The sequence below is a fragment of the Halomonas sp. YLB-10 genome (genome assembly GCF_003856855.1).
Taxonomy (GTDB): Bacteria; Pseudomonadota; Gammaproteobacteria; order Pseudomonadales; family Halomonadaceae; genus Halomonas; species Halomonas litopenaei.
The window spans coordinates 258,716-271,704 of the sequence record NZ_RRCU01000004.1 but is presented as its reverse complement, the minus strand read 5'-3'; the positions used below and the strand labels follow the sequence as shown (position 1 = coordinate 271,704).

General features: G+C 66.0%; 11 protein-coding genes. 1 reads left to right on the top strand and 10 read right to left on the bottom strand.

Annotation, left to right across the window (positions count from 1 at the left end):
- Positions 1 to 39 precede the first annotated feature (39 nt).
- Complete coding sequence (locus tag EBB56_RS11185) at positions 40 to 2,934, top strand: ATP-binding protein (protein ID WP_185696420.1); 2,895 nt, start codon at positions 40 to 42, stop codon at positions 2,932 to 2,934.
- A 35-nt stretch (positions 2,935 to 2,969) separates the two neighbouring features.
- Here the strand turns inward: EBB56_RS11185 and acpS are convergent, their stop codons facing one another.
- The 10 genes from acpS to EBB56_RS11135 all read right to left on the bottom strand — a co-directional run bounded on the left by acpS (position 2,970) and on the right by EBB56_RS11135 (position 12,929).
- A complete protein-coding gene (gene acpS / locus EBB56_RS11180) occupies positions 2,970 to 3,350 on the bottom strand; it encodes a holo-ACP synthase (RefSeq protein ID WP_108132704.1) in 381 nt (126 codons plus the stop codon).
- Between the two features lie 84 nt (positions 3,351 to 3,434).
- Entirely contained in the window at positions 3,435 to 4,250 is an 816-nt protein-coding gene (pdxJ, locus tag EBB56_RS11175; RefSeq protein ID WP_124804381.1) for a pyridoxine 5'-phosphate synthase, read from the bottom strand.
- Positions 4,251 to 4,444: 194 nt separating this feature from the next.
- Positions 4,445 to 5,143, bottom strand: coding sequence for a DNA repair protein RecO (gene recO, locus EBB56_RS11170; protein WP_108132702.1), 699 nt, complete (start codon positions 5,141 to 5,143; stop codon positions 4,445 to 4,447).
- Between the two features lie 79 nt (positions 5,144 to 5,222).
- The gene (gene era / locus EBB56_RS11165; RefSeq protein WP_045993485.1) at positions 5,223 to 6,122 is read right to left on the bottom strand and encodes a GTPase Era; all 900 of its coding nucleotides are present in this window, start codon (positions 6,120 to 6,122) and stop codon (positions 5,223 to 5,225) included.
- Positions 6,119 to 6,808 carry a ribonuclease III gene (gene rnc, locus EBB56_RS11160; RefSeq protein ID WP_045993484.1) on the bottom strand — a complete coding sequence of 230 codons (690 nt, stop codon included), beginning with the start codon at positions 6,806 to 6,808 and terminating at the stop codon, positions 6,119 to 6,121. The genes era and rnc overlap by 4 nt, the downstream gene beginning before the upstream one ends.
- 57 nt (positions 6,809 to 6,865) lie before the next feature.
- A complete protein-coding gene (lepB, locus tag EBB56_RS11155) occupies positions 6,866 to 7,669 on the bottom strand; it encodes a signal peptidase I (protein ID WP_108447696.1) in 804 nt (267 codons plus the stop codon).
- Positions 7,670 to 7,762: 93 nt separating this feature from the next.
- A complete protein-coding gene (gene lepA / locus EBB56_RS11150) occupies positions 7,763 to 9,580 on the bottom strand; it encodes a translation elongation factor 4 (protein ID WP_045993482.1) in 1,818 nt (605 codons plus the stop codon).
- 206 nt (positions 9,581 to 9,786) lie between these two features.
- Entirely contained in the window at positions 9,787 to 11,208 is a 1,422-nt protein-coding gene (locus EBB56_RS11145) for a DegQ family serine endoprotease (protein WP_124804380.1), read from the bottom strand.
- A 195-nt stretch (positions 11,209 to 11,403) separates the two neighbouring features.
- Positions 11,404 to 11,829 (bottom strand): SoxR reducing system RseC family protein, encoded by a 426-nt coding sequence (locus tag EBB56_RS11140; RefSeq protein ID WP_045993480.1) that lies wholly within the window; start codon positions 11,827 to 11,829, stop codon positions 11,404 to 11,406.
- The gene (locus EBB56_RS11135) at positions 11,826 to 12,929 is read right to left on the bottom strand and encodes a MucB/RseB C-terminal domain-containing protein (RefSeq protein WP_162816352.1); all 1,104 of its coding nucleotides are present in this window, start codon (positions 12,927 to 12,929) and stop codon (positions 11,826 to 11,828) included. Before EBB56_RS11135 ends, EBB56_RS11140 begins: the two co-directional genes overlap by 4 nt.
- Between the last annotated feature and the right edge of the window lie 60 nt (positions 12,930 to 12,989).

Genomic DNA, 12,989 nt, shown 5'->3' with positions numbered 1-12,989 from the left:
CTTCGTCCGCGCCTATTCCCGGCCAGGAACGCAGCGCCTATGAGTTTGAGAACACGGTTGATGCTAGCCCTCGTGGGGCTGCCGCTGCTGCTGCTGGGGCTGGCGATCAGCCTCGCCTTGTATCAGGACCATGGCCTGCGCGAGGCCGCCATGGAAGAAAACCTCTCTACCGCCACGCGGCTGGTGGCCCCGGAGCTGGGCGAGGCCCTGTCGCTGGACGATATTGCCGGCGTTCAGGCCGCTGCCAATCGCCTGATGGATATTCCCAGCGTCCGTGCCCTGCGCCTGGTGCAGCAGGATCAGGTGGTGCTTGAACTCGGTCGACTGCGGGCCGAAGCGCTGAACGTCGAGGCTCCCAGCCAGGGGCTGTTGACCCAGCACTATCGCCAGTGGGTGTTGACGACGCCGATCACTGCCGTGGACGGCGCCTACCTGATCCTCGATATCGACGCCTCGCTGCTGTTGCTCGCCACCTACAGCGATATCGCCAGGGGCGCCATGATCCTGCTGGTCTGCGGCCTTCTGCTGTTTCTGGTGGCCTTCACCCTGGGCCGCCGCCTGACCCAGCCGCTGGATGACATCGCCCACCTGCTCGACCAGCTGGCCGCCGGTCGTCAGCCCCACCACCTGCCGCTGGACCACCCGCTGGAGCTGGCCGAGCTGGGGCGCCGGGTCAACGCCCTGATCGACCACCAGGCGCGGGCGCGCGAAGACCTGCAGCAGCAGATCGAACACGCCACCTCGGAACTTCAGGAGTCCATGGAGACCATCGAGGTGCAGAACATCGAGCTCGACATGGCCCATCGCCAGGCGGTGGAGGCCAACCGGGTCAAGTCGGAGTTTTTGGCCAACATGAGCCATGAGATCCGCACGCCGCTCAACGGCATCATCGGCTTCTGCCGGCTGCTGGGGCGCTCGTCGCTGGACCCGCGTCAGCGCGAGTGGCTCGACCAGGTGCAACGGGCCTGCGACAACCTGATGTCGCTGGTCAACGATGTGCTCGACTTCTCCAAGCTGGAAGCCGGTCGTCTGGTACTGGAACAGGTGCCGGTGGACCTCCAGTCGCTGGTCGACGAGGTGCTGGGGCTCCAGGCGCCACTGGCCCAGCAGAAGGGCCTGCAGCTGCTCAGCCTGATCTATGACGACGTACCGGCGGAAATTACCGGTGATCCGCTGCGACTGCGCCAGATCATCACCAACCTGGTCAACAATGCCATCAAGTTCACCGACCGCGGCGAGATCATCGTGCGGGTCATGGTCGAACAGTCCCGCCACGAGCGCTTCACCCTGCGCATCAGCGTCAGCGATACCGGCATCGGCCTCAGTGACAGCCAGCAGCGACGGCTGTTTCAGGCCTTCCGCCAGGCCACCGCCGGACACAGTCGCCAGTACGGCGGCACCGGCCTGGGGCTGGCCATCTCGCGGCAGCTGATCGAGCAGATGGGCGGCACCATCGGCGTGGACAGCACCCTCGACCACGGCTCCACCTTCCACTTCACCCTGCCCCTGACCAGCACCGCAAGCCAGGTGCGTGCGCCCGAACTGGCGCTCGACCAGGCCTCGATCTTTGTCGAGGAACCCCACGGCCCCACCCGCAGGGCCCTGTTGCATATGCTCGAACAGTGGGACGCCCGGGTTGTGGCGAGCCCCCAGCAGGCCGCGCTGGCACTGGAAGCCATCGCCATCGAGGAGCTCGAAGAGGGCCGCATCGGCGAGCTGCGCGCTCGACTCAGGCAGCGCAACTGCCCCACCCTGCTGTTGATCAATGCGGGACTTCCGGATGTGCCCGGACTGGGCCTGCCCGATGGCTCGAGCGTACTGTCCAAGCCGTTGGCTCGCCAGACCCTGGCGGAAGCGGTGGAGGGCGCCCTCGCCGGTACTCGCCACAGGCCGAGCCTGCCTGCGCCGACGTCCACGCCGGCGCTACCTTCTCGCCAGCCCTATGTGCCCGACGAGACGTCGACAGCGGCCCCGGCTGCACCGCCCCAGTGGAACAACTCGCAGACCCCACCGCCTTCGCCGGACACGCAAACCTCTATGGCCAGCCTGCTGATCGTCGATGACAGTGAGACCAACCGCCTGCTGCTGCGAGAACTGGTGGAAGGCCCGGAGCGGCGCGTGACCCTGGCCACCAGTGGGGAAGAAGCCCTGGCGCTGGCCCAGCAGCAGCTCTATGACATGGTACTGATGGATATTCGCATGGGTGGCATGGACGGTGTGGAGACGACCCAGGCGATCCGCCAACTCAGCCCCGCCTGGGCGAAGCGACCGATCATCGCGGTGACCGCCCACGTGCTGGAACACCAGCGCCGAGCGCTTCTGCAAAGCGGCATGGACGATGTGCTGATCAAGCCACTCGACACCGAGTGCCTCGACCGCCTGCTTAGAGAAAGGCTGGGCAGCGGCCTGACGGAGATGACCCCGGCGCCGAACTCGCCGGTCACCGACAAGTATCGACAGGACGCCAGTGACGCTGATGACTCGGTCGAGCCGGCCGTCCGAGACCAGGCCCATGGCAAGGACCTTGGCAAGGACCAGGGCCAGACCCGTGACAACAGCGATGACCAGGGCAACGACCTGCCCGACATCGACATCGCCCTGGGCACCCGCCTGGCGGGTGGGCGCGAAGCGCTGGCCAGGCAATTGCTGGCGAGCCTGGGGGCATCGCTGGACGAGACCCGTCGAGAGATCGAGGCGGCGCTGGCGGCCGAGGACGAAGAAGCCCTGCTCGATAGCATCCACGCCCTCAACGGTGCCTGCCGCTACTGCGGTGTACCGCGCATGGCGCTGCTGGTGGAAACCCTCGAGACCCGACTTCGCTCACGCGGGATCGACGGGGTTCGTCCGCTGCTGCCCACCCTGGAGCAGGCCATGACCCAGGTCGAGCGCTGGCAGCAGGACAGCGGAGAAACCCCACTGAAGGGACCGGTTTAGCCGACGCGGGCAACTGTCGCGCCCCCCTGCAGCGCTCAACGCCTTTCGAGCACCACGAAGGCCAGTGCCACATCGCTCTCGTCGCTGAGACTCAGGTGACAGGCGCCGACGCCCGCCTGGTCGGCCAGACGTAGCGCCTCCCCCGAGACCACCAGCTCCGGCCGCCCCAGGGGATCGTTGACCACCTGTATCTCGGTCCAGCGCATGCCGTGGCGAAGACCGGTGCCCAGTGCCTTGAGCCAGGCCTCCTTAGCGGCGAAGCGCTTGGCCAGAAAGGCCGAAGGCCGTGGCGCCTCGGTGTAGCGCTCGGCCTCCAGCGGCCCCAGGATGCGCTCGGCGAAGCGCGCGCCATGGCGCGCAATGGCCGCATCGAAGCGTTCGATCCGCGCGATGTCGGTGCCGATGCCGAGGATCATGCCAGGGCTCCGAGAGACCCGGTATTCCCGGGCAAGGCCCCGACAGACAGGCCTCCTCGAGCCGGCGCTGACATCGGCAACGCCTCAGTGCTGATGGTCGTGGTCGTGGTCGTGCTCATGCTCGTGCTCTTGCTCAAATTCGTCGATGGCCGCGACCAGCCCCGCCTCGTAGCCGGCCAGCATCAGTCGCTTCATCTCCGCCACCGCCTCCTTGAGGCCGACGAACAGCGCCCGGGCGATGATGGCGTGACCGATATTGAGCTCGTTGAGGCCGGGGATGGCGGCGATGGCCTCGACGTTGTGGTAATGCAGGCCGTGACCGGCGTTGACGATCAGATCGAGCTCGACGCCCATTTCGGCGGCGGCCACGATGCGCTGGTACTCGCGAGCCCGCTCGCTGTCGTTATCGGCCTCGGCGAAGGCGCCGGTGTGCAGCTCGATGGCCGGAGCACCGGCGCGCCTGGCGCTGGCGATCTGATCCGGATCGGGATCGATGAACAACGATACCTCTGCCCCCACGGCGGCCAGTCGGCGACAGGCGGCTTCGATGGCGTCGAACTGGCCGACCACGTCCAGGCCACCTTCGGTAGTCAGCTCCTCACGCTTCTCCGGCACCAGACAGACGTGGGCCGGACGTACCTCTTCGGCCAGCGCCAGCATCTCCTCGGTCACGGCCATCTCGAGATTCATGCGGGTGTTGAGAACCTCGGCCAGCAGGCGCACGTCGCGTTCCTGGATATGACGGCGGTCCTCCCGCAGATGGACGGTGATGCCATCGGCGCCGGCTTCTTCGGCGACCAGGGCCGCCTGAATCGGGTCGGGATAGCGGGTACCGCGGGCCTGGCGCAGGGTCGCGATATGGTCGATGTTGACGCCGAGCAGCAGTCGAGGGGGATGCATCAGGGTTCTCCGTCATGGGGATGAAAGACGAGCCCTATGGTAGCACCGCCGACAGGCCGGCGGTCACCCGCGGCAAGGCGATATCAGCGCGCTGAAACGTCAGCGAGACTGGCGGCGACGCTCGGCCATGGCGACCATCAGCGCACGGGAGCGCAGCGGACGGTCGCCCAGCAGCGGCGCCAGGGCGACAAGGGTCAGCGCGCCTGGCGGCGACGCTCGGCCATGGCGACCATCAGCGCACGGGAGCGCAGCGGCCGGTCGCCCAGCAGCGGCGCCAGGGCCGCACGCGATAGCGCCTTGGCCGGCCCGGCGAGCCCGGCCTCGCCCCAGTCGGCCCCGGCCAGCAGGCGCAGGGTGCGCCCGTCGATGCCGCGCTCTGCGACGACAAAGGCCCGGCTGCCGGGCTCGAAGCGGTAGCGCCGCTGGGGATCCAGGCCGCCACCGTCGGGCGTGGTGAAACGCGGCGCGGCGTCCAGCGCATCGAGTAGCGCAAACTCGAGCCGACGCAGGGCCGCGGCGCGAGAGGCCGGCGTCGCCAACTCGTCCAGCGCCGAGGTGTAAAAGGCGAACACCTGCCCCACCGGCAACTCCACCGGCAGCAGTCGGGTCAGCAATTCGTTGGCGTAGAGACCGCACAGCAGTCCCTCGCCGGCGAGCATCGCCGCCGGGCCACGGGACTCGATCAAACGCAGCCGCTTGAGCTCGCGATCGCCCTGCCAGGTCAGGTGCAGGGGCGCGAACGGCTGCATCTGACTGCGCGAGCGACTACCGGGACGCTGCACGCCCTGGGCCACGGCGCGCACACGCCCGTGGTCCAGAGTCAGCAGTTCGACCAATGCACTGGTCTCGCGGTAGGGACGCTTGTGGAGCAGAAAGGCGGGCTGGGGCTGCATGGGGATCCCGACGTCGGGGCAACAGGATCACAACAGGACCATCGTCGTCGATGATCCTGCCGGGGCGCGGGGGAACGGCTCAGTCGAGGTCGTAGCCGAGGCTCTTGAGGGCGCGTTCGTCGTCGGACCAGCCACGCTTGACCTTGACCCACAGGTTGAGCATGACCTTCTTGTCCAGCGCCCGCTCCATATCCAGGCGTGCCTCGCGGCCGATCTTCTTGATGCGATCGCCGCTGTCGCCGATCAGGATCTTCTTCTGGCCCTGACGTTCGACCAGGATCAGCGCGCTGATGTGCACCACCCGGGCCTCGTCACGAAACTCCTCGATCTCGACGGTCATCTGATAAGGCAGCTCGTCGCCGAGCTGGCGCATGACCTTCTCGCGTACCATTTCGGCAGCCAGAAAACGCATGCTCTTGTCGGTGACCTGATCTTCCGGGAAGAAGTGGATACCCTCGGGCAGGTGCTTGTCGATCTCGGCCTCGAGCTCCGGCACATTGGTGCCGTGCTGGGCGGCGATCGGCACCACCGCGGCGAACTCGCGCTTGTTGCCGAGCTCGGCCAACCACGGCAGCAGGGTGGCCTTGTCCTGCAGGCGGTCCACCTTGTTGACCGCCAGGATCACCGGCGCCTCGACGTTGGCCAGACGGTCCAGCACGATCTGGTCTTCCTCGGTCCAGCGGGTGCGGTCGACCAGAAAGACCACGCAGTCCACGTCCCGCAGGGCCTGCACCGCCGCCTGGTTCATGAAGCGGTTGATCGCCTTGTTGCGGTCCTTGCCGAGGATATGGATACCCGGGGTGTCGACGAAGATGGCCTGAGCGTCGCCTTCGGTCTTGATCCCCAGCACCTGGTGGCGGGTGGTCTGCGGCCGCCGCGAGGTGATCGAGATCTTCTGTCCGAGAATACGGTTCATCAGGGTGGACTTGCCGACGTTGGGACGGCCGACAATGGCCACGAATCCACAGGTCTGACTCATGCGCTGACTCCCTTGGGATCGAGGCGTTGCAGGGCGCTTTCGGCGGCCATCTGTTCGGCGTGGCGGCGGCTGGCGCCGGTGCCGACGGTGTGTTCGTCGAGCATCTCGACGTGGCACTCCACGGTAAAGGTCTGGGCGTGGGCCTCGCCTTCCACCGAGGTCACCTCGTAGCGAGGCAGCGGTGCCTGACGGGACTGCAGAAACTCCTGCAGGCGGGTCTTGGGGTCCTTCTGGGACTGCTTGAGGTCGATGCGCGCCAGGCGCTCCTCGAACCAGGCCAGCACCCGCGTGCGTACCGCGTCCATGCCGGCGTCCAGGTAGATGGCACCGATCACCGCCTCGACGGCGTCGGCGAGGATCGATTCACGCCGATGGCCGCCACTTTTCATCTCGCCGGAACCCAGGCGCAGGCATTCGCCGAAGCGCATTTCCCGGGCCAGCTCCGCCAGGGTCTGGCCCTTGACCAGGCGCGCCCTCAGGCGCGAAAGCTGGCCTTCACGGGCCTCGGGAAAGCGCTCGAACAGCGCCTCGGCGATGACAAAGTTGACGATCGAGTCACCCAGAAACTCGAGGCGTTCGTTGTTGCGCCCACCGAAGCTGCGGTGGGTCATGGCCAGTTCCAGCAGACTCGCGTCCTGGAATTCATGGCCGATGCGGCGACTGAAGGGGGTCAGGGAATTGCTCACGACGCTCCTGTTAACTCTTTGTGCTGACGATGGAAGAACCAAGCGGCGTTGAAGCGATCACGGGATCGTCCTCACGCTGGAAAAACTCGGCAGTCCACCGTCCCAATGCATCCATACCGCGAAGGCCTTGCCGACGATGTTGGCTTCCGGGATAAAGCCCCAGTAGCGGCTGTCATTGGAGTGGTCCCGGTTGTCGCCCATGGCGAAGTACATGCCCTCGGGCACCACGACGTCGTGGACCAGCGGGCCGCGATCGCGGGGATTATTGTAGATCTGATGCTGATGTTCGCCCAATTGCTCGGAGAACAGCAGCTCACCTGGCGCGCTCTCCGGAGCGTCGTCGAGCAGCGTCTTGGGCACCGGCTCGCCGTTGACGTAGAGCTGTTTGTCGACGTAGCGCAGGGTATCGCCGGGCAGCGCCACCACGCGCTTGATGAAATTCACCGCCGGGTCCTGGGGATAGCGGAAGACCATGACGTCACCCCGCTCCGGCTCGTTCAGGTCGAGGATCTTGGTGTTGGCCACCGGCAGCCTCAGGCCATAGGTGAACTTGTTGACCAGGATGAAATCGCCGACCTCCAGCGTCGGACGCATGGAGCCTGACGGAATCTGAAACGGCTCCACCACGAAGCTTCTGAGCACCAGCACCACCAGCAGCACCGGAAAGAACGACTTGGCGTAGTCGACCGGCCAGGGGTCCTTGCGCGAAAGCTCCTGAGCGGACAGATCCACGCCTTCGGTAGTGCCGGTTTCGGCGGCTGCGGTGACGGCTTGACGCCGGGGGCGCCACCAGACCAGGTCGAGCAGCCAGATCAGACCGGTGACGGCGACCGCGATCACCAGCAGCAGGGAGAAGTCCATATCAGTGTTTCCAGGTGGCTTGTAAGTCGGTATCTGAGGGAGGGGCAAGCCGTCCCGGCGTCACACCGGGACGGATCGACCGCCGCTGGGGCATCAGTCGTTCACCTTGAGCACGGCGAGGAAGGCGTCCTGAGGGATCTCCACGCGACCGACCTGCTTCATGCGCTTCTTGCCGGCCTTCTGCTTCTCGAGCAGCTTCTTCTTGCGGGTCATGTCGCCGCCGTAGCACTTGGCGGTCACGTTCTTGCGCAGCGCCTTGACCGTGGAACGGGCCACGACCTGGCCACCGATGGCGGCCTGGATCGCCACGTCGAACATCTGACGCGGGATCAGCTCTTTCATCTTCTCGACCAGCACACGACCACGGCTGTGGGCGTGATCGCGATGGATGATCACCGCCAGGGCATCGACCCGGTCGCCGTTGATCAGCACGTCGAGGCGTACCAGCTTGGCCGCCTCGAAGCGCTCGAAGTTGTACTCGAGCGAAGCATAGCCCTTGGAGATGGACTTGAGCCGGTCGAAGAAGTCCATGACGACTTCGCTCATCGGCAATTCGTAGGTCAGCTGGATCTGGCTACCCAGGAACAGCATGTCCTTCTGGGTGCCGCGACGCAGCTCGCACTCGCTGATGACGTTGCCGACGAATTCCTGGGGCACCAGGATGCTGGCGCGCACGATGGGCTCGCGCATCTCCTCGACGTCGGCCATGTCCGGCAGCTTGGACGGGTTGGAGACGTAGCTGACGTCACCGTTCTTCATCGCCAGTTCGTAGACCACCGTCGGCGCGGTGGTCAAAAGGTCCAGGTCGTACTCGCGTTCCAGACGCTCCTGCACGATCTCCATGTGCAGGGTGCCGAGGAAGCCGACGCGGAAACCGAAGCCCAAGGCGTCGGAGTTTTCCGGCTCGTAGTCCAGCGAAGCGTCGTTGAGCGCCAGCTTCTCGAGCGCGTCGCGGAAGTCTTCGTAGTCGTCGGCGCTGACCGGGAACATGCCGGCGTAGACCTGGGGCTTGACCTTCTGGAAGCCCGGCAGCCGCTTGACGTCCGGCGTCTTGGCGTGGGAGATGGTATCCCCCACCGGAGCCCCCTGAATGTCCTTGATACCGGCCACCACGAAGCCCACTTCACCGGCGCGCAGGATGTCGGTCTCCTTGCGCAGCGGGGTGAAGATGCCGACCTCGTTGGCCTGCCAATCACGTCCGGTGGACAGGATGCGAATCTTGTCGCCCTTCTTGAGCACGCCGTCGAAGATCCGTACCAGCGATACCACGCCCAGGTAGTTGTCGAACCAGGAGTCGATGATCAGCGCCTGCAGCGGCTTTTCGGGGTCACCCTTGGGCGGCGGAATATCGCGCACCAGCCGCTCGAGCAGCGCATCGATGCCCAGACCGCTCTTGGCCGACACCTGACAGGCGTCGGTGGCGTCGAGACCGATGATCTCCTCGACTTCGTGGGCGACCTTGTCGGGGTCGGCCTGGGGCAGGTCCATCTTGTTGAGCACCGGCAACACCTCGAGACCCTGCTCGATGGCGGTGTAGCAGTTGGCCACCGACTGGGCCTCGACACCCTGGGCGGCGTCCACGACCAGCAGTGCGCCCTCGCAGGCATACAGCGAGCGCGACACCTCGTAGGAGAAGTCGACGTGCCCCGGGGTATCGATGAAGTTGAGCTGGTAGGTCTCACCATCGTTGGCGTGGTAGTCCAGCGTCACCGACTGGGCCTTGATGGTGATGCCGCGCTCGCGTTCCAGATCCATGGAGTCCAGCACCTGATCCTTGAGCTCGCGCTCTGACAGGCCACCGCAACTCTGGATCAGGCGATCGGCCAGGGTGGACTTGCCATGGTCGATGTGAGCGATGATCGAGAAGTTACGTATATTATTGATTACCTTGCGGTTATCAGGATCAGACATGCAGGATGATTCCATCTTGAGAACGCACCGGACAGCGACAGGCTCGCCCTGCCCCGATGACGCGGAAAAAAAAGTTGGCGCTATTGTACCGGCATCCCCTGCCCCGCGCATCCCAAGCCGTTGCGGCGGCTCGATTCGATATCACAGGACGACAACGCCCGAGGGCCATGGCGGCCCTCGGGCGTCGTCGGTCAGCGGGACGCGCCTCAGTCGTCGGCCAGTCGCAGCGCCACGAACAACGAGCGACCATCGCGGTACAGACGGACCGGCACCGCCTGATCGGCGGGCAGCTCACGCACCAGCTGGCTCAGCTGGCGACCGCTTTCCACCGCGACCTGGTTGACGCTGACGATGATATCGCCACGCCGGATGCCGGAAGCCGCCGCCACGCCACGCGGGTCGACGTCGCTGACCCGCACGCCGGCGTCGATGCCGTACTTGTCACGCTCGGCGTCGGACAGCGACTGCACCGCCAGACCCAGGCGCGCCGGCGACGCGCTGCCGGACGACTGACCGCTGCCACCGGCCAGTTCCTCGGGCCAGTCGCCAACGGTGACGCTGAGGGTCTTGCGATCCCCGGCGCGCAGCACGGTCAACTCGACCTCGCTGTCCGGAGCGACACGGCAGATCAACCGCGGCAGGTTGCTGGAGCGCTCCACCGTCTCGCCATTGACCGCGAGCACGATGTCACCGGCCTGGACGCCGTCACGCGCCGCCGGCCCGTCGGGATCGACGTCGGCGATCAGAGCACCCTCGGGGCGGTCCATGCCGAACGACTCGGCCAGGTCCTTGGACACCGGCTGAATCATCACACCGAGCCAGCCCCGGGTGACGTGACCTTCGCTTCGCAACTGGTCGGCGATGTCCATGGCGACATTGATCGGAATGGCGAAGGACAGCCCCATGAAGCCACCGCTACGGGTGAAGATCTGGGAGTTGATGCCGATCACCTCGCCGTCGAGGTTGAACAGCGGTCCGCCGGAGTTACCCGGGTTGATCGCCACGTCGGTCTGGATGAAGGGCACATAGGCGTCACGCGGCAGGGTGCGGTTGATCGCCGAGATGATGCCTGCGGTGACCGAGTGATCGAAGCCGAACGGCGAACCGATGGCGGCCACCCACTCCCCCACCTTGAGGTCGTCGGAGTCACCCAGGGATAGCGTCGGCAGATCGCTGGCATCGACCTTCAGTACCGCCACGTCGGTCTTCTCGTCGGCCCCGACCAGCTCGGCCTTGAGGTCACGACGGTCATTGAGGCGCACCATGATCTCGTCGGCGCCCTCCACCACGTGGGCGTTGGTCATGATGTAGCCGTCGGCGTCGATGACGAAGCCGGAGCCCAGCGACTGACGTTCCTCGGTGCGACCACCGCCTCCCCCGGGCGGCACCGGGAAGCGATCACCGAAGAAATGACGGAAGATGTCGGGAATTTCCTGGCCACCGAGATCGCCGAAGGGCGTGGAGTAGCCCTCGGTGACCCGGGTCGTCGAGATGTTGACCACGCCGGGGGCGGCCTCTTCGACCAGTTCGGTAAAATCAGGAAGATCCCTGGCCAGGCTGGATTGGGCGACAACCATTCCCACCACCAGCGTCATCCACATGGACAGGGTGCGAGTCATTGGCTTCATGCAAGGCTCCTGCGTAAGACTCAGATAGGACTCAGAGTGCATCGAACGCAACCTCGAGGGTCGCTTCTTGTAGTACCGTCACGCCGCCAAAAGGTTCAGTCATTAGCGGGCAAAATAACGCGCCAAGGGCCCGTGAAGTGTTCGGGCACAGGGCTATCACAACAGGGCTATCACAACGGGGCTATCACAACGGGGCTACGGCACCAAGGTGGGCCGATACGCCTCGGCGCGGCGGCGCAGATGCCGGCGCAGCACCACGCCGCCGAGGGCCAGGCCCGCGATAAACACCAGCGGCAGCGACCAGTGATCCGGCGACTGGACGTTGACGGCAAGGGTCGCCCCCAGCGCCAACCACAGCGGCAGGCCGTAGACCAGCACGCTGGCGCGCACCAGGCTCGTCCGGGACAGGGCCAGGGTCACCGTCTGCCCGATGGCGGGACGCTGCTCGGTATCGATCTCGAGCTCACGCCGATCGTCGCTCCTGCGCAGCAGCCAACGCGCCCCGCAGCCGCCCCGAGCAGCGCAGCGCCCGCAGCCGCCGGTTGCCGCCAGCGCTACCCTGACCCCGGCGGTCGTCCAACCCACCACTCGCGCCTCTGCGGTCGCGCAGTCGGTGCTCATGACGACGCTTCCTGGTGGACGTTGCTCACCGCCTCAGGGCGCGCACCATCGCTAACGCCCTGCGACTGCCCCTCGGCCAGTTCAAGGGTTTCGGCCACCTTGACCAGCACGCTGGGGGGCAGTTCGCCGACGGCCACCACCTGAAGCAACTGGCCTTCACGCTGCACTCGGCGCACCGCGGCGTGACTGGCACCCAGTCGATGGACACCCGGCCTTAGTACCCGTGAACCCGCTACCGGTTCGACGAACAGGCTGATGGTCGACAGGCCGTCGCTGTACAACTTGTGGCGGCGAGGCCCATCGCTGTCCGATGCCATCGCCATCAGCGGCTGGGCAACAAAGCCGCGAGGCAGCCAGCCTGCGCGCCAGTCGAGCCTGGCCGAGGACGGCGGCCGGCGCAGCTCCACCTTGCCGTCGTAGCGTTCCGGCGGCGTCATCGCCACCAATTGGAAGGTATCCAGCACCTGGCCCCGCTCGTCGATCAGGGTGCGCTTCAAGGGGATGGCGGTCTCGCGGTCGAGCCAGATGCGATAGCCGTAGCGCATGGCGTCAAGCGGCAACAGTTCCAGACGGATCGCGTGACGATTGGCGATGCGCTCCTCGCCGTCGAAGCGCAGCCGATAGAAGCGTGACAGGTGCTCGACCAGCGCCTGGGGAGAGGCCGGCGCCGCCCCCTGGCTATCACCGAGCTCGAAGCGAAAGGCGCCCCCCTCTCGCAGCAGCGAGCGACTGGGGCCATCGAGGAAGTGGAGGCGATCGCGCTCGACGCCCTGCTGGATGTCGCGGGCCACCGACAGCGTCACCACCTCTTCATCGACGATGCGAACGGCGCGCGCCTGATACTGGTAGCAATGGGAAGCCCAGACACTGCGCTCGAACCAGTCTCCCGGAGACTCGGGGGGTGACAAGGCGGTCAAGGCGCTGCAGTCGTAGACGCTCTGGATACTATTCGGGTCAGCTACCGAGTCAGCCGAGGCCTTGGCGTTCGCCGCTACGGCGTCGACACCAGGGTCGGCAACGGCCTGGGCGGGAAGAGAAAGACAGACAAGGGAAAGCGTCAGCCAGCCGGCCAACGCTGCAAGCGACCCCTGATGTGGCATAGAAATCATGTCCTGACAGGCACTGCTGAGAATGCGCTCGGCCCCTCAGGGCCGAGCAGA

Coding starts and splice junctions, on each gene's coding strand:
- EBB56_RS11185 (WP_185696420.1), top strand. CDS start 40: ATGAGTTTGAGAACACGGTTGATGCTAGCCCTCGTGGGGCTGCCGCTG.
- pdxJ (WP_124804381.1), bottom strand. CDS start 4,250: ATGCATCCCCCTCGACTGCTGCTCGGCGTCAACATCGACCATATCGCG.
- recO (WP_108132702.1), bottom strand. CDS start 5,143: ATGCAGCCCCAGCCCGCCTTTCTGCTCCACAAGCGTCCCTACCGCGAG.
- era (WP_045993485.1), bottom strand. CDS start 6,122: ATGAGTCAGACCTGTGGATTCGTGGCCATTGTCGGCCGTCCCAACGTC.
- acpS (WP_108132704.1), bottom strand. CDS start 3,350: ATGATCCTCGGCATCGGCACCGACATCGCGCGGATCGAACGCTTCGAT.
- lepB (WP_108447696.1), bottom strand. CDS start 7,669: ATGGACTTCTCCCTGCTGCTGGTGATCGCGGTCGCCGTCACCGGTCTG.
- EBB56_RS11135 (WP_162816352.1), bottom strand. CDS start 12,929: ATGCCACATCAGGGGTCGCTTGCAGCGTTGGCCGGCTGGCTGACGCTT.
- EBB56_RS11140 (WP_045993480.1), bottom strand. CDS start 11,829: ATGAGCACCGACTGCGCGACCGCAGAGGCGCGAGTGGTGGGTTGGACG.
- lepA (WP_045993482.1), bottom strand. CDS start 9,580: ATGTCTGATCCTGATAACCGCAAGGTAATCAATAATATACGTAACTTC.
- EBB56_RS11145 (WP_124804380.1), bottom strand. CDS start 11,208: ATGAAGCCAATGACTCGCACCCTGTCCATGTGGATGACGCTGGTGGTG.